Origin of the sequence: Acetobacter sp. UBA5411, from assembly GCF_002409645.1 — a bacterium.
Lineage (GTDB): Bacteria > Pseudomonadota > Alphaproteobacteria > Acetobacterales > Acetobacteraceae > Acetobacter.
In genome coordinates, this window is the sequence record NZ_DHNR01000012.1 from 1 (window position 1) to 3,283 (window position 3,283).

The window sequence follows — 3,283 nt, forward strand, 5'->3', positions numbered from 1 at the left end:
GGTTCTTCGATCCCTCCACCTGTCATTGCGTAACAGGACATTCGCCAGAATGACGAGACGCCGCTTCGCCTGGCTCCAAAAGTTCTCAATGCCACTGATATGGTTCCGCCCCTCGCTAAAGCGCGTGGCGTGATTGATCCGTTCATGGCGAAATTCGGAGATATCAAGCATCCTGTATGCATGCCATGCGTCTGAATAAACAGTTGAAACTGGCCGTATTTTCTTTCGAATGACCGACATGAGCATCCGGCTTCCCGCATCGGGGATCATGACTGCATGGACGCGGCCGCCACACTTGAGTAGCCCAAAAAACGGCGACCTTTCCTACAGCACCTCGCCCTCTTTTACCTTTGCGATGTCCGCCGAAATAGCTTTCATCGACTTCGATCTCTCCTTCAAGGGGCGCTTCCAGAGCATTATGCGCGATAATGATTTCCCGAAGCTTATGGTAAAACAGAGTCGCTGTATTGCGATTGACGCCGACAATTTCCGCAGCACTCCGCGCGGGTGTGCCCGCAACGAAGTGCGCCAGAAGGCATCTTTGGGTAGCAAATACCGGACGGCTGCGACGACGTGCTTTCATATGCCATATCAAGCTTTTATTGGCTTACCTATGCCAGCCCCAAACTCAATTCTTACCTTGCCGTCCGAAATGAAGGCGCACTCGGACTATTTCCGGAGTTCTATGAGTCCGAGCTCGTGCCACATCCAACCGAAATCATAAGCGGCCATGGCGCCGCCACTCCCTTGGGCGCGGGCTGTGACGTTTTCGATCCCTTTCAGCCAGGCAACCGTTTTTTTACGTCCTGAAGCCGTCTGGACGGCCTGACGCGGCGTCATATCTCCCAGAGCCGGAACAGGCTCATCAAGCACCTGCCGATAGTGCCGCTCCAGCATCCGCCCAATAATCCGGGCTTCCTCCTCGGGCGGGATCTGCAGCTCTGGCGAAGCCTCCCGCCCCTGCGTTCCCCGATCTTCCATCGCCTGCACCGGCGTCATGATCTGCATGAGCGGCGCGCGCACGAGATCTCCCAAACCAGCCTGCAGCATGGCACGGCCACGTTCGGCACGCTCTTTCGAATTCACCTGCAGCCGCAACTGGCGCCCCTTCAGGTCCAGCGTACCCAGCACGATCGTGCCATCATCCATCTCTGTGCGCAGGAACTTCCCGTTTTCATCCCGTCCAGCCTTCTGCACGGGATCGCTCATCGGCTCTTTCAACCAGTTCCAAAACGACCGGTTCTCCGGCCTCAGGGCCGTGATCCCGTCAAGTACATCCGCCACCGTCTTCTGCGTCACGCCGTTTGTCAGCGGGAAACACACTTCATAGAAGACCAGATCCTCTCCGTCCCCATTGAACAGCGCTGGACCGTCCATCTGCCGGGCCATGTCCTCCAGCGTCCGGAACAGCCAGGTCAGCGTGAACGTCGGCGCAAGTTCACGCAGCGTCTGCGTATCGATTTTTGGAAACTCCGTCTTGCCCTGTCTTTTCCGCAGAACTCTGTAAAGGTTCGCAGCCAGAGCTGCGCAGGCGCCCCATGAATAAGCGAGCAGCCCGCCTGCCAGAATGGTCTTTCCATCGGACGGCACGAGACGCGCTGCAATCCGGTCCCACTGTCTGAGTGTCCGGGTGGCCGTGCCATCATGCACCAGAATCGGATCACCACCCCGTAGCAGGTCACGCGCCATCAGGCTCTGGCCGGGTTTGATGTCCGAGACTTCATACAGACTCATGACCGAAGTCTTGAGAGCGCGCATATAGGCGCTATTACGTGGTCCTTCCTTCCAACCCCGACGCTTGAGGTAAACGTCCACGAAGTTCCGGCCATCATCCCAATCCAGCCCAAGAAAATCCTCGAAAGCACAGCCCCACAACGTCATGGCAACGTCGGGACCGATCATCTCCGCTAGATCCTCGAAGGTGATGTCTCCCGATTCCAGCACCGGACCGATGTGATCGCCAAGCACTTCGCTGAAGCAGTCCTGCCAGTCCTCCTGATTGAGATATCTGATCAGTCCTGTAAGTTCATCTGCGGCCATGACTGTTTGTGCATCTCCTGATATGGACAGTAGAGGGGCAGACTGTCCTGACTCGACAAGCCCAGAATGATAGCCCGAAATAGGCGACAGAACGCCCTATTCTTTCATCATACATATGTGACCTTCGACAAAATTGTGCCGGATTATCTTTTCATCTGTTTCCTATGTGTGTCCTGCGGTGGAAACTTAGACGCAAAAAAAAGCCGTCTCTAAGGGCAGTTTTTTTAGATATCAGCATGTTCAGTTTAGGTGCGGGGGAAACCAACCAATGATACTTGCGATCGGTGGACCGCGAGATACCCCGTCTCGCCGGATGCCGAGATGACAATGCCAGAGCCCATGGGCTTATCCAATGAGGGCCTGTTAGGTCTTGAATAACAGAACGGACTGCATAGCTGTTTGTGATGAGCATGGCGAGGCACTGCCCTTCACACTGTCGCCCGGACAGGTGCATGAACTGCCATCCGCTTATGCCCTGCTCGACGATCTGCCATACCCACCGACCTATGTCGTCTGTGATCGCGGATATGCCTCGCACAAATTCCGTGAATAGCTCTGGGACCGGGGATCTCGTCCTGTGATTCCGGCAGGAAAGGATGATCTGGAAGTCGCCTGTCTCAGGTGGGATTACAGACACTGGCACCTGGTCGAAAACCTGTGGGCAAGGCTCAAGGAGTGGGGGCTGTCGCGCCCCGATATGAAAAGGCAGTCGCGTCCTTTCTTTCCGTCATCCTCATCGCTGCTACAGCAGACGACATCAAGGCCTAACAAGTCCTAGTAGTCGAGCCCTCCTCATTAGCCTTTAAAAATTGCCTCTCTGTGCAGCGCTAGGTAAGTCGCCTGTGCATTCGTAAATGCGCCGACGTTAATAATGTTATCCAAGCCCCAAGCCGACCAAACTTCAGGCGGTAGCACGGCTGATTTCAGTAACGTTCCATCATTGGCAAAGCTAATCAGACCACGGTCAAACAATCGATCAACATGTGGCGACAACAGCAGGCCATTGCAGCCATCCAGTTTTTCCTGATCAGTGCAGTCACGCCAGGGTTTAATATGACTGGCAATCAGAAAACGTGGATCTGATACACCAGTTATACGACACCGTCTTTCGTTCAGTCGCACATTGGCCTTAAACACTCCTTGCCCGCGGCGGGCTAGAACCAATTGGAGGGTTCGAAAAACCCTCTGGTATTGAGGTCTGCTCTGTGATTCCATTTTCCTTGCGTTGATTGGAGTATGGATC

The 3,283-nt window shown here is 54.8% G+C and carries 5 protein-coding genes; 1 reads left to right on the top strand and 4 read right to left on the bottom strand.

Annotated features, from left to right (window positions below):
- The 3 genes from B3759_RS16880 to B3759_RS03980 all read right to left on the bottom strand — a co-directional run.
- A partial coding sequence (locus B3759_RS16880) for a transposase (RefSeq protein WP_408736443.1) occupies positions 1 to 270 on the bottom strand: 270 nt, incomplete at its 3' end.
- Entirely contained in the window at positions 164 to 583 is a 420-nt protein-coding gene (locus B3759_RS16885; protein WP_373852491.1) for a hypothetical protein, read from the bottom strand. The genes B3759_RS16885 and B3759_RS16880, both read right to left, overlap by 107 nt.
- An 86-nt stretch (positions 584 to 669) precedes the next feature.
- Positions 670 to 2,040, bottom strand: coding sequence for a hypothetical protein (locus B3759_RS03980; RefSeq protein ID WP_048852583.1), 1,371 nt, complete (start codon positions 2,038 to 2,040; stop codon positions 670 to 672).
- A gap of 370 nt (positions 2,041 to 2,410) precedes the next feature.
- Here B3759_RS03980 and B3759_RS03985 point away from each other — a divergent pair, with 370 nt between their 5' ends.
- Positions 2,411 to 2,593 carry a transposase gene (locus B3759_RS03985; protein ID WP_023524172.1) on the top strand — a complete coding sequence of 61 codons (183 nt, stop codon included), beginning with the start codon at positions 2,411 to 2,413 and terminating at the stop codon, positions 2,591 to 2,593.
- A 242-nt stretch (positions 2,594 to 2,835) separates the two neighbouring features.
- Here the strand turns inward: B3759_RS03985 and B3759_RS03990 are convergent.
- A partial coding sequence (locus tag B3759_RS03990) for an HNH endonuclease (protein ID WP_291363832.1) occupies positions 2,836 to 3,283 on the bottom strand: 448 nt, incomplete at its 5' end.

Bases quoted from the DNA above. Each gene is read 5' to 3' on its own strand.
- B3759_RS16885 (WP_373852491.1), bottom strand. From the start codon at position 583: ATGAAAGCACGTCGTCGCAGCCGTCCGGTATTTGCTACCCAAAGATGC.
- B3759_RS03980 (WP_048852583.1), bottom strand. From the start codon at position 2,040: ATGGCCGCAGATGAACTTACAGGACTGATCAGATATCTCAATCAGGAG.